The sequence below is a fragment of the Nitrospirota bacterium genome, from assembly GCA_016235245.1.
Lineage (GTDB): Bacteria > Nitrospirota > Thermodesulfovibrionia > Thermodesulfovibrionales > UBA6898 > UBA6898.
Window position 1 is genome coordinate 55,746 of sequence record JACRLO010000020.1, and the last position, 17,886, is coordinate 73,631.

The window sequence follows — 17,886 nt, forward strand, 5'->3', positions numbered from 1 at the left end:
GCGTTTCCTCATCGGCCTGCAGCAGATGCTTTAAGCGGCTAAAATGGTCTATAATTATAGCGTTATGAAAAAAATAACCTGCATCTGCGTTATCACCCTTCTCCTCGGATTTTTCAGTGCAGCGGCATACGCTGAGCATGATTACATCATAGGTCCTGATGATGTGATCAGGGTGACAGTTTACAACCACCCTGACCTCGCGGCAACAGATCGCATAAGCGGTGAGGGGGTCATCATGCTGCCGCTGATCGGCGATGTAAAGCTCTCCGGCCTTTCGGTCGAGCAGGCCGCTAAAAAAATCAGCCTGCTCCTGAGCGACGGCTATATCATGGACCCGAAGGTCTCGGTCTTTGTTGTGGAGTTCCGCAGCAAAAAAGTAATGATCATGGGGCAGGTCTTTCGCCCCGGCGTACTGACGCTCAGCGGCAGTACAACCTTCCTCGAACTGCTCACACTCGCCGGAGGGCTGACCAAGGAGGCAGGCGACAAGGCTACCATAAAGCGCAAGTCTGCCGATGCAGGCAAGGAAGGGGAAGGTCTCATCACAATCGACCTCAGAAGGCTCATCGAACAGGGCGACGCCTCACTCGATGTCACGCTTATGGACAACGACAGCATTTATATCTCAAAGGCAGGCGTTTTCTACATCACCGGCGAGATAAAAAAACCTGATGCGTACCGGCATGAGGAGGGTCTCACCGTGATCAAGGCTGCGACCATGGCCGGCGGGTTCTCCGACAAGGCAGCCCCGGGAAGAATCAAGATCATCAGAAAAGTGGACAAAAAAGAGAAGGTGATCGAACGGACGGGCATGGACGAACTCGTCCTTCCCGACGACATTATTATCGTGCCGGAGAGTTTTTTCTGATGTTCGAAGATAAAGAAATTCATCTGCGTGATTACCTGAATGTCGTATTAAAGCACCGGCATAAGGCCGTTCAATTCTTCGCCATTATTTTTGCGCTGACGCTGCTTGTCACGTTTTCGACCACCCCTATTTATGTTGCGACCACAAAGGTCCTGATCGAAAAAAGCGAACCGGCAAATCTTTCACTCAACCCCTACGCCATGATGTATGACCCTGATTTCAGTGAAACCCAATTCCAGCTCATCAAGAGCTTCTCCGTTGCCCAGCGGGTCGTCAGGATGCTGGGGCTCGGCCAGCGTGCCAATATTGCAGCAGGCAGCGAAACCGGCACAAATATCGTTACCGGGACATTTAATTGGTTTCGCGACCTCATCTCAACGGTCCTTCATATCGGAGGAGCAAAGCCGGTTCCCTCACCCTCTGATCCGGCGTTGGCAGTAACGCGGGAGGAAGACCCCCTCAAGCTCTACCAGCAGGCCAAAATAATCAGCAGTGCCATTACGGTCACTCCGGTAAAAAACAGCAAGATCGTCAATATCAGTTTCGCGTCGCCTGACCCCAAGATGGCTTCGCTGATCGTCAACACCGTTGCCAAGGCTTATACCGATGAGGTACTCGACATAAAGATGGGGTCTTCCCAATACGCACTAAAGTGGCTCACCGAGAAGGCAGATGAGGAGCGGGCACGCCTTAACAAGACCGAAAAAGAGCTCCAGGAATACATGCGCGACAAAGATATCGCGACCCTTGAAAATAAAGTAACGATGGTGCCTGAGCGCATGTCCGAAATAGCCGTCAAGCTTGCGCAGTCTGAAACAAAGCGGAAAGAGCTGGAGACTCTCTATAATGCGGTGAAGGTATACGCGGTAAACCCTGAGGGCGCTGACGAAATTCCGGCCATTTCGGCTGATCCGGTCATGCAGTCCCTGAGGTCCCAGATCCAGAAGGCAGAGCAGACCGTTGCCGAACTTTCACAGAAATACGGTCAGCGTCATCCCGCTATGGTCAGCGCGGCCTCTGAACTGAGTGGGCTCAGGGATAAGAAACGGGAGCAGGTCAAGCGCGTGGTCGCAACGATCAGGAATGAATACGAAATCGCACGGTCAGGAGAGGAAAACCTGCGCAGACTGGCAGGTCAGGCAAAGTCTGAAACCCTGAGTCTTGGAGAAAAATTTGTCCAGTACGGCGTGCTTAAACGGGAGGCCGAAACGAGCAGGGAACTCTTCGGAGCGATCGTCAAGCGAATCAAGGAGCAGGGGATAACACAGGACATTAAGACCGTTACGGTCTGGGTAATCGAAAAGGCCGAAGTGCCTGACAGCCCTGCCAAACCGAACAAGTTCAGGAACATCCTCCTGGGCCTTGTTATCGGTCTGATGGGCGGTGTCGGACTCGCCTTCTTTATCGAGTATCTCGACAACACGGTCAAGTCAGCAGAGGATATCGAGCAGCGCTTCGATGTCCCGGTCCTCGGGATCATAGAACTGCTCGACAAGGAGAAGTGCCCGGCCGATGATATTGTACTGCGCGAGCCCCATGCCAATATCACCGAAAACTATCGGGCGGTAAGGACAAGCATCATGCTCTCTACCGCTGATAAGCCACCGAAGCACATTCTGGTAACGAGCATTGCTCCGCAGGAAGGCAAAACGACCACCGCTGTAAACCTCGCGGCAATCCTGGCGCAGTCCGGCCATAACGTTCTGCTCATTGATGCAGACCTGCGTAAGCCGAGACTTCGCCGGATTTTCGGGATCGAGAGCGATTCCGGATTAAGCACCTATCTTGCCGGCACGTCTGACATCGAATTCTTCACCCCGAAAGGGATCGAGCATCTGCAGGTCGTACCTTCCGGTCCTGTGCCGCCGAATCCCTCCGAGCTTATCGGATCAAGGCACTTGCAGGACCTGATTACCTCATTGGAAGAAAAATTTGATTTTATCGTCTGGGACTCCCCGCCGCTCTTTGCCGTTGCCGAGAGTCTTGTTCTGAGCAAAATGCTGAGTGGAACAATCATTGTTACACGAGCAGGCAAGACCACATACAAAGAGCTCGAGCGCGGTATCAAATCCATACATGACATCGAAGCACGTATTCTGGGTATTGTCATCAACGGGCTGAATATCAAGGAAAACATGCGGTATAACTACCGTTACTACAGTTACTACGGTGCAGCGGAACATGAACCGCCGGAAAAGCTCCCGCATGACTCCTGATTCCAGACTACATGCAAAATGATGCCTGCGCGGCAGGCAGGTAACCGCGAAGGTCTGCGCCTGATATGGAGACGATCTGACGACGAAGCCAACGCAGTTAACGTTTAGATGCGACCGGGGATGAGGAGCGTAACCGAAACCACCGTCTTCCGCATCTTCCTCGGCACGCTCATATTCTGCCCCCTTGCATTCGGCACGGTCGAGACCTGGTCTGTCCTTGTTATGGAGACAGGGGTATTTTTTGCTCTTGCTCTCTTCTTTTTTTCCACGCAGAAACCGGGAGGCGCCGGCATTCTGAAAACACCCGGCATAGCGCCGCTTGCAGCGCTGCTCGGCTATATCCTTTTGCAGGCTGTTCCTCTGCCGCCGGCACTGATAGAGAAGCTCTCGCCAGCGGCGTTTGCGCTTTATCGCCAATCTGTCTGGATCGCTGAGCCCGGGGCATGGACAACGCTCTCCCTATACCCAAAGGGGACTATTGCCGAATTTCTGAGGCTCTCCTGCTATGCAGGCGTGTACCTTCTAACGACACAGTTACTGTCTGACAGCAAACGGCTCAGAAAAACCGTTGGTCTGCTTGCGGTCTTTGCGGCAGCGCTGGCATTTTTTTCGATCATTCAGCATCTGATGCCCAATGGGAAGATCTACTGGATCAGACCACTGACTCAGGGAGGTTCGCCCTTCGGTCCTTACGTCAACAGGAACCACTTTGCCGGGCTGATGGGCATGCTCTTCCCTGTCGTGATGGCCCTTTTCCTCCTTTCGCGTCCTTCTTCACGTGAAGTATCGTTTCGTAAAAAAGTTTCTGACCTCATCGACAGATCCATCAAGAACGTCCACCTGGTTCTGGGATTCGGTGCGGTTGTGGTGGCGCTCTCAATATTCCTGAGTCTCTCCCGGGGCGCCATTCTGAGCTTCTGCCTGTCTCTCTCCCTCCTTGGCTTTCTTCTGAGCAGGCGGATCGGCACCCGAAAAGGAAAGCTGCTTTTCATTGCAACCGTCATCGTCATCTTCTACGCGGTAGGATGGTTCGGATGGACTCCGGTATTTGAACGTTTCAGGGCTATCAGAACCCTTCAGGGAGAGATCTCGGAGCTGCGCCTCGACATCTGGAAAGACAGTCTCGGTATGGTGCGCGACTTTCCCCTGACCGGGACAGGAGCAGGCTCCTTTATGCATCTGTATCCGGCGTACCGGACAATACGCGGCGAGGGTATCGCTGATCATGCGCATAACGATTATCTGGAACTGCTGACCGATGGCGGCATCATAGGCATCGGCCTGTTCGCATGGTTCATGGCAGCAGTGCTGATACAGTCTTATCAGACCTTCCTCAAAAGGAAGGACCCGTATGCACGTCACCTCTTTGCCGGGGCGATCTCCGGCGTCGCAGCCTTCCTGCTGCACAGTATGACCGACTTTAATTTTTTTATCGGCTCAAACGGCCTCTATCTGTTCCTGCTGCTTGGCCTTATGGTAAGCTCAGCACATTCCCGTCTGTCTGACGTGCAGCAGCCCCAGGTATTGACAAACGGTCAGTCACTGCGAAAAATTGTGGTCTGGTGGTCGGGAGGCCTTCTGCTCCTGAGCATACTGTTTAACTCAGGACAGATGCTCGCTTCAGTACTCCGGACGGAAGCCTCAGGAATCACTCTCAGCAACGCCTCTCCGGAGACGCTCACCTACTACCGCGACACCATCACCAGAGCGTCTTTGCTTGATCCCCTTGAGCCTTCGCATCACTATCTGATGAGTCGTGCTGCGGCAGAACGTTCCGACAGACCCTCAGAGCGCCAAGACAGCCTTCATGCAATACGCCTCTCACCCTCCAATGCAGAATATCTTCAGGCGCTGGGATCGGCGTTCGAAAAGGAGGGCGATACTGCGGCCGCAGGCAAACTCTTTGCAGAAAGCGTCACCCGCGCGCGAACTAATTCCGTTGTGCTCAGACAATATGGCAGTTTCCTCATGAGAGCCGGCAGGAAGGAAGATGCGCTCAGTCAGTTCAGGACCGCACTATCTCTCGAACCGCAAAAGCTCAAGGATTATATAGCACTCCTTGTGCCTGAAGGCCTGTCCGATGCCGAGATTTTGGGCATCATCCCTGAAAATGCAGAGTCATATATCACATTCGCAGAGTATCTCGATGCAACCGGCAGCCAGGAAAAAGCGCTTACGGTATATGAACAGGCAACTGACCTGCTCCGGAAATCCCGGCCTGAAACTTCCGGGATCTACCTGAGGATATCGCAGTTTGCTTCACGAAAAACCCGTCTTGAGGAAGCAGTCGGCGTCCTGCGGCTTGCAGAAGAACGTTTCCCAAAGGACATCTGGATCAGGCTGACTATGGCAGGCTATTATGAAAAATTGGGGCACGCAGATCTGGCAGCTGCCGCGTACCGGAAAATCCTCAGTCTCGCTCCGGAAAACAAAATAGCAGCACAAAAGCTGCGGGCAATTACAGGAGAAGTATCACAACCGCAGGCCGGCAAAAGCAGGTGAGTCTGAAGCCCACTCCAGAGTGTAAACCTGTTGTCGGCTTTACGCAACTGAGCCAAAACGCCCTGAAGGGCCTCAAGACGTTCCGTGCAATTTCTTTTCCCATTCCCATGCAGTCCTGATAATAAATGCGAGGTCATCATGGTTTGGCTTCCAGCCAAGCTCTTTCCTGATCCTCTGCGAATCAGCAACAAGAACAGGCGGATCGCCCTCTCTCCTGCCAACTTCTTTGACCGGAAAATCAATACCGGTAATCTTCTTCACCATCTGAAGGACTTCCCGCACAGAATATCCATGCCCATAGCCGCAATTGAAAACCCTGCTCGTCCCTCCCCCGGAGAGATGATCGAGGGCAAGCATATGAGCATCAATCAGGTCATCGATATGGATATAGTCACGGATACAGGTGCCGTCAGGTGTATCATAGTCAGCACCGAAAATACTCAATTCTCTGCGCATGCCGAGGGCTGTCCTCAGCGAAACCGTAATCAGATGCGTCGCGTCCTGGCATCTCTGCCCGATCCTTGCATGGGAATCAGCACCGGCCACATTAAAATACCGCAGGGCTGCGTATCTGAGCTTTCCGATACGACTCAGGTCCCGCAACACCTGCTCAACCATGCATTTTGACGCTCCGTAAGGATTAATGGGCAGAAGCGGGGCCTCCTCTTCAACGGGGACCCGGTCCGGGATCCCATAGACAGCTGCGGTTGAAGAAAAGATGAATGTATCTACGTCGTGCCTGATGCAGGACTCAATAAGATTCAGGGCATTGACGAAATTGTTTCGGTAATACTTCGCCGGTTCCCTGACAGACTCATCAACCACGATATATGCAGCAAAATGGACAACCGCATCGAATTTCTCCACACGCAAAAGCTCATCAAGGATTCCTCTGTCGGCCAGATCAGCCTCGACCAGCCTGCCATGCAGCACCGATTCCCGGACCCCTGTCGAGAGGTTATCGAGGACAACCACATCGTGCCCCTTCTCCCCAAGCGTCCTGACCATATGGCTGCCGATATAACCTGCTCCGCCGGTGACAAGTATTTTCATAAGACTGGCTCAGCCCTCCCGTGTAAAACGTATCGCTACTTTACCATGAATACAAGGCCGATTTCCTGCCCGGCTGCCCATGAAATTTGAAAAAATTGCTTTTTGAAGCGCCTTTTTTTTATGCTAAAAGAAATCAAATTACGGAGGTCACTATGTTAAAAATTTCTGATAATGCAGCTGAAAAGGCGAAGGAGATACTGAAGGCTGAAGGCAAAGAAGGCTGGGGTCTGAGAATATTTGTCCAGGGCGGAGGCTGCTGCGGCCCGAGCTACGGCATGGATATCGACGAACTCGCAGCTGCCGGAGACCAGACGGTCGAGAAAAACGGACTGAAGGTCTTTGTCAATGACGAAACCTTTGCAAGCCTTACCGATAAGGAGATCGACTTCATCAAGACCGAACAGGGTGAAGGCTTTGTCATCAACAATCTTGGCGGGGCGGCACCGTCATGCGGCTCAGGCTGCGGTTCCGGCTGCGGCAGCAGCAGCTGCGACTAACAAACTTTCAATGTTTCCGTATCAGAGACCAAGAAGGCTCAGAAAGAACGCTACGATCCGGAGGATGGTGAGGGAAACCTCACTTTCTCCGGATAATTTCATTTACCCGCTTTTTATTACCTACGGCAAAAATGTCCGCAAGGAAATTAAGTCCATGCCAGGCTGCTATCAGGAGTCTGTAGACATGGCGGTCAAACATGCGAAAGAGGTTTTTTCCCTCGGCATCCCGGCAATCATCCTCTTCGGCATCCCTGAACATAAGGATGAGACCGGTTCCGGGGCCTTTGACCCCCAGGGCGAGGTGCAGAAGGCCATCAAGGCGATTAAAAATAAGGTGCCCGAGCTGTATGTCATTACTGATGTCTGCCTGTGCGAATATACAAGCCACGGCCATTGCGGCGTTGTGCATAACGGTGATGTCCAGAACGACCCTACCCTTGAGCTTCTCGCACGGGAAGCGGTCTCTCATGCAGAGGCAGGCGCAGATATGGTCGCACCGTCAGACATGATGGACAACCGGGTGGAAGCGATCAGACTCGCCCTTGACGGGGAGGGTTTTTCCGAACTCCCGATCATGAGTTATGCGGCAAAGTATGCCTCTGCCTTTTATGGACCTTTCAGGGAGGCTGCAGAATCAACGCCACAATTTGGGGACCGCCGCTCTTACCAGATGGACCCTGCAAACAGACGGGAGGCGCTTAAGGAAGTCGTCCTCGATATTGAAGAAGGCGCGGACATCGTGATGGTGAAGCCCGCCATGACCTATCTTGATATTATTTCAGACATACGGGAAAGTTTTGACCTGCCGGTAGCGGCCTACAATGTGAGCGGCGAATACTCCTGCATCAAGGCCGCTGCAAAGCTGGGGTGGATTGACGAAGAGCGCGCCATGATGGAACTGCTCACCTCGATAAAGCGGGCAGGCGCTGATTTGATCCTCACGTATTTCGCCAAAGACGCTGCAAAGGTGCTCAACCGATAAGAGTCAGGCTGGCCGGGTCTTAATGCTGCCTGTCCAGCATCTCCCGTATTTTGTTCAGAAGATCATGCGGCGTGACCGGTTTTGAGATAAAATCCATCTTTTCTTCCAGAACACCTTTTGTATTTATCACATCCGCGGTATACCCGCTGCTGAAGAGAACATCCATGTCTGGTCTATTCTTTTTAATCACATCACAGACCTCTTTCCCGTTCCTTTTCGGCATGATTACATCGAGCATCACAAGCTGAATTATATCCTGGTTCTCAGTGAACTTATGTATCGCGTCCTCTCCGTCCACAGCCAATATAACTGTATAGCCGAAGCCTTCAAGCACATTTCTGATGAGGCCTCTCACCTCTTCGTTGTCCTCTGCAACCAGTATCGTCTCCTTTCCTCCCTTCGGCAGCGTCGCTGATGCAGTTTCCGCTTCTTCATGTTTTGTCCCGCACAGCGGCAGGTATATCCGAAACGTAGTCCCCTTGCCCAATTCGCTGTAGACGCTAATATGCCCATTATGCTGTTTGATGATTCCATAGGCCATCGAAAGTCCAAGTCCGGTACCCTTTCCAACCTCCTTGGTAGTAAAGAACGGATCAAAAATCTTCTGCCGTGTCTCTTCGTCCATGCCCTCGCCGGTATCAGTCACTGACACAAGCGCATACAGGCCCGGCGTCTCGATAATGTTAGCCGCAATGTAGTCCCCGCCCAGCTGCACGGTTTCCGTGCCGATAGAAAGGTGGCCTCCGTCAGGCATTGCATCACGGGCATTCGTACAGAGATTCATCAGTACCTGCCCGATCTGACTCGGATCCACAACAACCATAAGATCCCTGTCTGCGAGATTGGTAATAAAATCAATGTCCTCACCAATAAGCCTGCGCAGGAGCTTCTCCATGCCCGTTATGAGCTGATTGAGTTCTATCTGCTTGGGACTTATTACCTGTTTGCGGCTGAAGGCAAGAAGCTGTTTTGTCAGGTCGGACGATTTTTCTGATGAATTGAGGATCTCCGCGACATACGATTTTAGCGGGCTGTTCTTCTCCATACGCATATCCAGAAGGCTGGCGTACCCAATTATTGCCTGGAGCATGTTATTGAAATCATGGGCTATGCCGCCTGCAAGATGGCCTATCGCCTCCATCTTCTGTGCCTGCAGCAACTGGGCCTCGAGCTTCTGTTTCTCCTGTTCAGACTGGCGTCTTTCCGAAATATCCCGCGCAAGCCCCATCACAAAACGGTAGCCGCTAAACTCGATAATACCAAAGCTCATCTCTACCGGGAAATCCAAACCGTTATTTCTGCGATGTCGCGTCTCTACGGTCAGTGACATAAGGGGCTGCAGCCCGTGCCATGGCAACCGGTCAGCAAGCTCACCCTCCATCCCTGCATCTATGTCGCTGATGGTCATGCCACAGAGGAGTTCATCGCGCGTATAGCCAAGATCAGTGCATGCTTTCTGATTGACGTCGATAATAACCCCGGCGGTATCGAAGAGATAGAAGGCGTCAACAGCCTGATCAAGCAGCGCATGAAACCGGTTCTCACTTTCTGTTAACTCCTCATTTCTCTTTGCAATCTGGGAAATCATGGCATTAAATGCGTCAACAAGCTGACCCACCTCATCATTGCCCTGCTTCGGCGTCCTAAAAGAAAAATCCTGCTCACGGCTGATTCTGTCAGTCGCTGAGGCAAGGGCCAGAATCGGCCCCGAAATCAGCTTTTGCATGGGTGCAGCCAGGACTAAAGCAGCGATCATCGAAAGAGAGACTGCAAGAAACGCGGCGAGGACAGCGAACAGCCTCATGCGGTTTATGCTGCTCATATTATCATAGACCGTGAGTGTCCCGATGACATTATTTCCCAGACTGATATCCTCGCGAACCATCATATACCCGGATACGAAACCGCCGCTTTTTATGGCATCAGGAGGCTTGCCGTACGAAGCAAATCTATTTCCTTTCATGTCTGAAATAACGGCATAGACCACCGAGGGCCTGGCAGAAAGCGAAGATATCAGATGATCGGCCTCTTCAGGAAGCCTGAAGGCAAGCGAGGCCTGGCAGTTACTGGCCAGCACTTCCGCAAGTCCCGAAAGGGACTTTTCATACGACGACCTGAAATGGGTTACCATCATAATATAAAAAACAATACTGGCAAGCATAACGGCGACTGCGCTGGCTCCCATTATCATCAACGTGAGTTTTTTTCTGATCGTCATATCCCGGAACATCAGGCCTGCCGCGATCTTTCGGATAGGGGAAACCGTTTTCATATCAGTCCAACACCTTGACCGCAATGCTGAGCAATTGTGCATTGAGACGCAGTCCGGCCCTGTCTGCAGCAGGCCGGTTGATCATCCAGCGGACCTTATCCCCGCTCTGCACCATCGCTATCATACCGCCTGAAGCAAGGAAGTTCTCGTGTTCAGACACCGTAAGAACCGGAGCATCCTTAAGACCAGATATAATCTTCCTGAAATTTCTTCTTTCTGATGCGCTCACAAAAAGCAGATGGCATGAGCCAAGATCCATATCTTCCTGATACACTCCGTAGTAGATGATCCTTACCGGCTTCATTCCGCTCGTTCGGACATCAGCCTGCAGGTCCTCCAGGGCATCGCCAAACGGAGATTCACCAACAACGCCGATCACCATAGCACCGTCTTTTGAAAGCATGCGCTTTGATTGGGGCCACTGGACAAACTGCAGAAAGTTATAAAGATATACGGCCTTCAGCTCGTATTCCTTCACTACCTGCTGCTGTGCATAGCTGACCTTCTGCAGCGGTACAGCCCAGACAAACGAAAACAGTGAGATCAGGAAAACGAAAAGTATTGCAAGCCGGCCAAACTGCACATATCCCGCCCTGGCAGCACGGTCCTCAGGACAGGGCAGAGACACCTTATCCGTAATCAGCAGATTTCTCTCAGGTGAACGCATCAGAAATGATATCTCAGTTCAGCCCAGAAGCTGCGGTGCTCCAACGGGAAGTCGTTCGGAATTACGGCAGGAGAAGGTTCTCTGTTATCAGAATCAAAGAGATTGCGAACTGCAATCGAGAAGTCCCAATGTTTTGCAATATTCTTTTTCTGCAGGGTCATATTAACCAGGTCGTATGCCTTGAGGTCAGAACGGATATCACCGACAGCTCTGTGCCTGCTGCCAATCCAGAAATACTGTCCATCCAAAGACCAGTCAGGCATAAATTTCCAATGAGCATTAACGTAAAATTTCGCTGCAGGAACATCGGGAACAATTGCATCTGCTGTTTCATCAAATGAACGCTGATACGAATAGTTGGCGCGGAAACGGAGCTCGTTGGTCGCCTGCCATTCGGCCTCAATCTCGACTCCCTGCCCCTTCTGATCACGGGCATTCTGCGCCGTCTTTGAAGCCGCTGGCGCAGGATCAGACACATAATCTATCAGTCCGTTGATCCGGTATTTAAAGAGATTCAGACCCAGTCTCATACGCTTGGTAGGGCGGTAATCAAAGGCAAACTCGTACATATCTATAGTTTCCGGTTCGAGATTTGTATTGCCGAGTACCGCCGGATTATTCTGATTGTACAGTTCGGAAAATGCCGGTGCCCTGAATGCCCTGCCATACATAAGCTTGGCAGTCAGCTCAGGAGTTGCGCTCCATACAACTGCAATCCTCGGGTTAACTGCGCTTCCAAAGTCAGAATAACGGTCATATCTGACCCCCGTGGTTAGCTCCCAGCCTTTTGCAAAAGACCATTCGTCCTGAATTCCAGCATAAAACATGCTGCGGTGCTGGTCCTTCATATATACATAAGGCGTGTCAGAAATATCGACAAGGGACCCAAACTGGACCGGCACGCCAAGTCCGTAATTCTTGTGCTGAAAGGTATCCGTCGTGTAATAGTTCGTCCCTAACGACAGCCTGACCCTGTGATTAATAAACCCGCGATAGTCAGCTCCCAGCTCAAGACCGCTGTTCAATTCAGTGCCTCCTGGCATTCCAATCATCCTGCGAATATGTTCAGGCAAGAAGAAGAACGTATTTTCGAAACGTCCGAATGTGCCGTTCACCGTTGCCGTCAAGTCAAAGTCCGGCAGAAGATCCTTTTCCTTATAACTCAGCGAACCAAGTAACAAAAAATTATCGGTATTGCTCTTCCCATCATTCAGAACACCACTAATACCGGCGCCGAGGCCATTATCGATCATCCAGCTGTTATAAAGCCGGAAGGTGAATTTTCCCTTCCGCGCCGACATGCCTGCGTTAAAAGTTTCATGGTGGGTGTCAATAGGCCCCGGTGTCAGAGACGGCGGTCCACTGCCAAGCGCATCCTTTTCTATGATCCGTCTATGGTCACCATCTCCTTTGGCGTATTCGGCGCTGAACGCGACATCCCAACCATTATATGTTCCGCCGTGCTGGGCCCATACATCATAACTGCCGAAAGATCCCCCTCGTATACCCATGTTCATGCCGTTAATCTCATTGCCTTCTTTTGTAATAATGTTGATAGCGCCTGCAAAGGCATCAGCCCCGAGCACAGCAGAGCCCGGTCCCCGGATTATCTCTATCCGCGATATCATCGACACAGGCATTCTCAAGACAAAAGGTTTAGCTCCATTAGAGTTAATCTTTAAAGGCTGCCCGTCAATCAGCAGGAGCACCTGAGGATTAAGCTGAGTATAAATACCGCGAATGGACCATATGGACGAAAAAATATTGCCGCTGCCAGGCTGCACATGAAGGCCGGGAACGGTTTCAAGCACCTCATCCAGAGTTGTTGCGCCCATATCTTCGATATCCTGAGAGGTAATGACCGTTGCCACAGAAGGCGCGAGTTTTAAGGGTTTGAGAGTACCCGTGGCAATGGCAACATCAAGCTCAATCAACTCTGCAAGGCCTTTTGTAAGGAGTGACGACATGGCTACCCGTTGTCCGGAGGGCTCCGCTGCCAAACCCGTGGCAGGAGCAACGAACACAATTGAGAGAATAAGGATCAGGCTGAAGAAATTCTTTTGCAGCGGTATGGTTATTCCTGACATAGTTATTTAATCATCCTTAAATTATATAAATAATTTTTCGATAAGCGAATGCACATCTGTCATAATTCCGGCTTGTCCGGTCTCCTCAGCGACTTGCTCGGGCAAGAACTTTCCTGGTATTCATAGCACGGCCAATAAGACCGCTCATTTCAGGAGAGTTTAATTATAGCATTGTTTGAGAGCCCTTCAAAAGTTATACCGCAGTTCGGCCCATACGCTGCGGCTTTCCATCGGGTAATCATTCGGCACTGCAACAGGAGCCGGTTCGCGTGCGTCTTTATCAAAGAGATTGCGAACTGCAAGGGCAAAGTCCCAATGCTGCATTATGTTCTTTTTCCGCAGTGTCATATTGACGATGTCATAATCTTTGATATCCGTCCGCGTATCACCGGTTGCCCTGTGTCTGCCGCTTACCCATAAATACTGGCCGTCCAGTGACCACTCAGGCATGAACTTCCAGTGAGCATTGACGTAGAGCTTAGTATCCGGCACATCTGCTACAACAACCCCTGTTTTTGTATCAGTTGCACGCTGATATGAAAAATTGGCTCTGAACCTCAGGGTGTCGGTTGCCAACCACTCGGTCTCTACCTCAAAACCCCGTCCCTTCTGGTCGCGGGCATTCTGCGCAGTCTTTGTCGTAGCCGGCGCGGGGTCAGCAGTATAGTCAATCAAACCGCCTATACGGTATTCGAAAAGATTCAGGCCGAGACGCAAGTTTTTGGTCAGGTGATAATCAAAGGCAAGCTCGCAGGTATCGATCGTCTCGGCGTCAAGATTGATATTGCCGATGGTGGCCGGGTTATTCTGCTGGTGCATCTCTCCGAATGTCGGAGGCCTGAAGGCCCGTCCGTAGAGCAGTTTCGTCACCAGTTCAGGCGTTGTGTTCCAGACAAGTGCTACTCGCGGACTGATTGCGCTGCCGAAATCGGAATAATCGTCGTACCGTAAACCTGCGGTCAGTTCCCAGTTCTTGGCAAATGACCATTCATCCTGTACCCCAGTATAAAACAGCTTGCGGTGCTGGTCAGGCAGATAGACATACGGCGTGTCGGAGATGTCTACAAGCGGCCCGAACTGCACAGGGATGCCAGGCCCATAGTTTTTTTTCTGAAAAGTGTCGATATTGTAATTGCTCATACCGAAGAAAAGCCTGATCCTGTGCTCATGGAATCTTCTGTAATCACCGGCAAACTCAATACTGCCATTCAAATCTTTTCCTCCCGGCTGGCCAATGGCATTTCTGTAATCAGTAGGGAAAAAATAGAAGGTGTTCCTTGACCAAGCTGATGAACCACTGATTTTGGCTATGAAATCAAAATCACTCAAAAGGTCCTTTTCAACATACGTTAGAGAGCTCAGCAGGGAGTAACCATCGGACTTGCTCTTACCACCATTAAGAGTGTTGCTTATTCCGGCCCCTATCCCGTTCCCCATCCTCCAGAACCCGCTGAGATTCAGCCTGAATTTGTCCTTTATTACGGTCAGACTCGCATTAAGAGTCTCATAATGCGTATCAAGCGGACCCGGTGCAAAAGAGGGAGGACCGATGCCAAGAGCATCTTTCTCGATAATCCTCTTTTCGTCTCCGTCACCTTTTGAATATTCTGCCCCGAGCGCCACATTCCAGCCATTGTATGAGCCGCCATGCTGCACCCATAGGTCGTAGGCGCCGAAGGAACCTCCCCGAATGCCTGCACTGCTGCCATTTATATCACCGGCTTCTTTAGTGATTATGTTTATCGCTCCGGCAAATGCGTCTGCACCGAGCAGAGCAGAGCCTGGTCCCCGTATTATCTCTATCCTGGCGATCATAGAGACAGGCAGCCTGAGGCTGTGAGGTTTGTTCCCATTATTATTGGTCCTCAGGGGTTGGCCGTCAATCAGAAGGAGCACCTGGGGGTTCAACTGGGAGTAAACTCCGCGTATGGTCCAAATCGAAGAAAATGTATTGGTGGCCGAAGGCTGAACGTGCAGGCCGGGCACGCTTTCCAATGCCTCATCCAGTGTTGCAGCACCCATATCCTCAATATCCTGGGCAGTAATAACAGTTGCTACAGACGGTGCAAGCTTCAGAGGCTTTGACGTTCCTGTGGCAAGCGATACCTCAAGCTCTACCAGTTCTGCAAGGCCCTTTTTCAGAAGCGAAGACATCCCTAATGGCTCAGGAGAGGCAGCGCCCCAGGTCAAAACAGGGAGAAATAAAAGAACTGCCACAGTGAAGCAAAGAGTCTTCCCTGATAAGACCATAATGCGCATTGGCATCGTATGTTTCATCAATCCCCCGCGGATTCACAACATTAAGAAGTTAAGCTGCTATTGCCGGATTATATCATACCTATAAAGGGAACTCATATCTTCACAAACACCGGGGGAAAACTGCATCGCTGCCAAAGAAATAGACCGCAGGGAGTGCCCTCTAAATCCATACAACTTTATTGAAATCTGTCATGCCCTCGACTATATGATTTGTCGTTCCACGATAACCGACCTTAAGCTCTGATTCAAGGTCATAGTATTTGAGACAGGTGCCGCAGGAAAATATTTCTACCCCCATCTCTGCCAGGTCTTTCAGCACCGGGATGATCTCCTCATTTATCGTAGTCAGTTTTACTCCGGCGTTCAGAAAGAAGATCGTGTGAGGTATCTCCCTGGTCACCTTCATTGTCTCGAAAAACCCTTTGACCAGCATTTTGCCGAGTAATTCTTCCTTGCCGAGGGTATCACTGCCAACGATCAGCATGAGAGACTTATCGGTCTCCTGTCTTTCTTCCAACCTCTTGTCTGCTGAATCCGTTCTGCCGTCATAGCCCTTCACAATCTTTACACGCCATTGATCCGGTTCCTTGACCGTCTCGGAAAAGAATCCTCTTCTTTTTGCAAACCATTCAAGATTTCCGGCAGACCCTTCATTGTCCACGAGAATTTCGACGATCCCCGCGTCCATTCCGCTTAACGCTTCCTCTGCCAGCATTACCGGCTTTGGACAGCCAACTCCTTTTGCATCAATAATCATATGAACACCTCCCTGGAGACGATTATACCTGACTCATCGCTCAAAGGTGTCGATACGTTTGCAATCCGCTGCCTGAGAAACAAGAGTAATAAGAACCAATAAAAGATAGCCGATTATTTTCCTGCTCATGCTTTTCATTGCTGCTCCTTTTCATCCGGTTACTATGAGTTCAGTTTTCGTCAGTAATCAGACGGTATATAGTTAGTGGAGGGGAGTAGTGCGAATCGAACACACAATAGCCATTGTATGACTATAACGCTGGTTTTGCAGACCAGGTGGGGACCATCCCCTTACCCCCCATGTAGACGTTCCATCGTCGCTTACTTTGCTATATATTATTACTATAAGTAAAATAGATATTACCTATGTAAAATGGAACAACCATAAGAACAGGAGAAGGATCATGATTCTTGATGTAATAATTGATAACGAGTCTTTATCTATAGATATCGAAGACCCCTTCCATCCGGACATCAATGCGCTATTCTTTCGGATCGAACAATTTGTCCATACAAAGGGTACCGACATTTCCAGTCTGGATATAAAAGAGCTTATCCTCAGAATGATCAAGGGGACGGCTGGATGTGAACGGGGATGTCCGGCAGATGCAAAAGGCATCGTATCACAAGGGTTTGAAGGGTTTGCTCTGGAGTATATTGAAGGCGGCATCCTCTCGGCAGATGCCTTGCTCTGCGATGGTCGCAGTCTGGCCCTCAAAATGTTCCCCGATTTCTGAAGGCCGGATCTGATAGCCCGGATGAAACGGGTTATTTCAGCAGATGGATTCCACCCGTCGGGTTCCTGGCAACAGGCTGCCTGGGTCTGTCAGACAGCCGTTACCGCTGAAGCTGATTTGAGATATTCGAGAAATACGCTGTACAGAAAGGGAAGGCTTCTTTTCTTATGCGTAAGGGCGTAAAACCGCCGTTTCATTTCGAGGCCTGCAATGGCAACCTCCCTCAGTGTCTGGTGCTTCAGCTCCTCCTGTAGGGCATAACGGGAAAGTATCGAGAGACCCATCCCGGCCTTCACTGCCTGCTTCACCGCATCGGTTGAGCTGAAATATCCGGCGACATTGAGTTCATCAATTGAAATACCCTTATCCTCAAGACACCTTTCCATCTCTTTTCGCGTCCCTGATCCTTCCTCCCGTAATACCATAGGGAAATCGATCAGAGACCTCAGAGGCATGATCTTCCTGTGAGAAAACGAGGGTGCGGCAACAACAATCAGCTCGTCATCAAGGAGTACATGCGCAGTAAGTTCCTTATGCGAGCTTTTTGTTCCGACAATGCCGAGGATCAGCTCGTGGGCCAGCATCTTCTCCATGATCTCTCCGGAGTCTGCAACAATGACCTGAAAGAAGGCAGAGGGATACTCTTTTCGGAAGCCTGCAATGACTGGCGGCAGGAGATACGTCCCGGGGATGGTACTCGCACCGATCACCAGTTCACCGGCGATCTCCTTTTTCACGTTTCCTACCGCTTCCCTGAGATGTGTAATTCGTTCAACAATTTCAGAGGCGTGAATAAAAAGCACCCCGGCCTCTTTGGTAGGCCTGATCGTTCTGCCAAGGCGGTCAAAGAGAATACATCCCAACTCGTCCTCGAGAGATCTGATATGGTCGCTGACCGTTGGCTGAGAGAGGTGGAGCTCTTCCGATGCCCTGGTGAAGCTTCTGTGTTTGAATACTGACAGGAAAACTCTGAGCTGATGTATATCCATC

Annotated in this window: 13 protein-coding genes; 6 read left to right on the plus strand and 7 right to left on the minus strand. The window is 50.8% G+C overall.

Annotation, left to right across the window (positions count from 1 at the left end; all coding sequences use genetic code 11):
* Positions 1 to 64 precede the first annotated feature (64 nt).
* The 3 genes from HZB31_09660 to HZB31_09670 all read left to right on the plus strand — a co-directional run bounded on the left by HZB31_09660 (position 65) and on the right by HZB31_09670 (position 5,586).
* A complete protein-coding gene (locus tag HZB31_09660; GenBank protein MBI5848195.1) occupies positions 65 to 868 on the plus strand; it encodes a polysaccharide biosynthesis/export family protein in 804 nt (267 codons plus the stop codon).
* Positions 868 to 3,084 (plus strand): polysaccharide biosynthesis tyrosine autokinase, encoded by a 2,217-nt coding sequence (locus tag HZB31_09665; protein MBI5848196.1) that lies wholly within the window; start codon positions 868 to 870, stop codon positions 3,082 to 3,084. The genes HZB31_09660 and HZB31_09665 overlap by 1 nt, the downstream gene beginning before the upstream one ends.
* A gap of 120 nt (positions 3,085 to 3,204) precedes the next feature.
* Complete coding sequence (locus HZB31_09670; protein ID MBI5848197.1) at positions 3,205 to 5,586, plus strand: O-antigen ligase family protein; 2,382 nt, start codon at positions 3,205 to 3,207, stop codon at positions 5,584 to 5,586.
* Between the two features lie 72 nt (positions 5,587 to 5,658).
* Here HZB31_09670 and galE read toward each other — a convergent pair whose 3' ends face one another.
* Positions 5,659 to 6,639: a UDP-glucose 4-epimerase GalE gene (galE, locus tag HZB31_09675; GenBank protein ID MBI5848198.1), complete on the minus strand. Its 981-nt coding sequence runs from the start codon at positions 6,637 to 6,639 to the stop codon at positions 5,659 to 5,661.
* Between the two features lie 152 nt (positions 6,640 to 6,791).
* On the opposite strand from galE, the gene HZB31_09680 reads away from it, so the two are divergent.
* Together HZB31_09680 and hemB are read left to right on the plus strand one after the other, a co-directional pair.
* The gene (locus HZB31_09680; protein ID MBI5848199.1) at positions 6,792 to 7,136 is read left to right on the plus strand and encodes an iron-sulfur cluster assembly accessory protein; all 345 of its coding nucleotides are present in this window, start codon (positions 6,792 to 6,794) and stop codon (positions 7,134 to 7,136) included.
* 10 nt (positions 7,137 to 7,146) lie between these two features.
* The gene (hemB, locus tag HZB31_09685) at positions 7,147 to 8,118 is read left to right on the plus strand and encodes a porphobilinogen synthase (GenBank protein ID MBI5848200.1); all 972 of its coding nucleotides are present in this window, start codon (positions 7,147 to 7,149) and stop codon (positions 8,116 to 8,118) included.
* A gap of 19 nt (positions 8,119 to 8,137) precedes the next feature.
* Here hemB and HZB31_09690 read toward each other — a convergent pair whose 3' ends face one another.
* The 5 genes from HZB31_09690 to yedF form a co-directional block, all read right to left on the minus strand.
* Complete coding sequence (locus HZB31_09690; protein MBI5848201.1) at positions 8,138 to 10,390, minus strand: response regulator; 2,253 nt, start codon at positions 10,388 to 10,390, stop codon at positions 8,138 to 8,140.
* Position 10,391: 1 nt separating this feature from the next.
* A complete protein-coding gene (locus HZB31_09695) occupies positions 10,392 to 11,057 on the minus strand; it encodes a YfiR family protein (protein ID MBI5848202.1) in 666 nt (221 codons plus the stop codon).
* On the minus strand, positions 11,057 to 13,144 hold the full coding sequence (locus tag HZB31_09700) for a TonB-dependent receptor (GenBank protein ID MBI5848203.1): 2,088 nt from the start codon (positions 13,142 to 13,144) through the stop codon (positions 11,057 to 11,059). Before HZB31_09700 ends, HZB31_09695 begins: the two co-directional genes overlap by 1 nt.
* Before the next feature lie 186 nt (positions 13,145 to 13,330).
* Positions 13,331 to 15,421, minus strand: a complete 2,091-nt coding sequence (locus HZB31_09705) for a TonB-dependent receptor (protein ID MBI5848204.1) — start codon at positions 15,419 to 15,421, stop codon at positions 13,331 to 13,333.
* A 142-nt stretch (positions 15,422 to 15,563) separates the two neighbouring features.
* Positions 15,564 to 16,160, minus strand: a complete 597-nt coding sequence (yedF, locus tag HZB31_09710) for a sulfurtransferase-like selenium metabolism protein YedF (GenBank protein ID MBI5848205.1) — start codon at positions 16,158 to 16,160, stop codon at positions 15,564 to 15,566.
* A gap of 403 nt (positions 16,161 to 16,563) precedes the next feature.
* On the opposite strand from yedF, the gene HZB31_09715 reads away from it, so the two are divergent.
* Positions 16,564 to 16,896, plus strand: coding sequence for a hypothetical protein (locus HZB31_09715; GenBank protein MBI5848206.1), 333 nt, complete (start codon positions 16,564 to 16,566; stop codon positions 16,894 to 16,896).
* An 89-nt stretch (positions 16,897 to 16,985) separates the two neighbouring features.
* Here HZB31_09715 and HZB31_09720 read toward each other — a convergent pair whose 3' ends face one another.
* Positions 16,986 to 17,885, minus strand: coding sequence for a LysR family transcriptional regulator (locus HZB31_09720; protein MBI5848207.1), 900 nt, complete (start codon positions 17,883 to 17,885; stop codon positions 16,986 to 16,988).
* Between the last annotated feature and the right edge of the window lies 1 nt (position 17,886).